Origin of the sequence: Galbibacter kalidii, assembly GCF_026241135.1 — a bacterium.
Classification (GTDB): Bacteria; Bacteroidota; Bacteroidia; order Flavobacteriales; family Flavobacteriaceae; genus Galbibacter.
Genome location: NZ_JAPFGA010000085.1, coordinates 1 through 612, shown reverse-complemented (window position 1 = coordinate 612; position 612 = coordinate 1). Strand labels below are relative to the sequence as shown.

The following is a 612-nucleotide window of genomic DNA, read 5'->3' as shown; positions in this document are numbered from 1 at the left end:
ATGCCGCTCCCCAGCCGGCCGGGCACCGACTACACCGAGCTGACGGTGCGTGTCACGACGTCCAGCACCATCCAGGTCCGTAAGGTGCTCTACTCGGTGCCATCCCGGTTGATCGGCGAGCGGCTGCGCGTGCACCTCTACGACGACCGCCTGGTGCTGCACCACGCCCAGCAGGTCCTGCTGACGCTGCCGCGTCTGCATGCCACGCCGAAGAGCGGGCGCCGGCGGATGATCGACTACCGCCATGTGGTCGGCTGGCTGGTCCGCAAGCCCCGGGCCCTGGCGGGGCTGACGTTCCGTGATGAGCTGCTGCCGGGCGCCGACTGGCGTGAGCTGTACGCCCGGCTGACCGCCCAATGGCCGGTCGCCGAGGCCTGCAAGCGCATCGTCGGTGCGCTGGCCCTGGCGGCCGAGCAGGATCAGGCCGAGGCGATCGCCTCCTATTGGCTCGGCGCCTTGGAACGCGGGGACAGCCCGACGCTGGCCGACCTCCAGGCGCGCTTTGCCGCCAGGCCGAGCAGCACGATCGAGCTGCCCCAGGTCACGCAGCATGAGATCGCCAGCTATGACGTCCTGCTCCCCTCCACCTCGGCCACGGGGCTGCGCTGCCAT

General features: G+C 70.8%; 1 protein-coding gene. It reads left to right on the top strand.

Annotation, left to right across the window (positions count from 1 at the left end; all coding sequences use genetic code 11):
* Positions 1-612, top strand: a 612-nt coding sequence (locus OOZ15_RS19985) for a Mu transposase domain-containing protein (RefSeq protein ID WP_416337333.1), incomplete at both ends; no start/stop codon positions are given.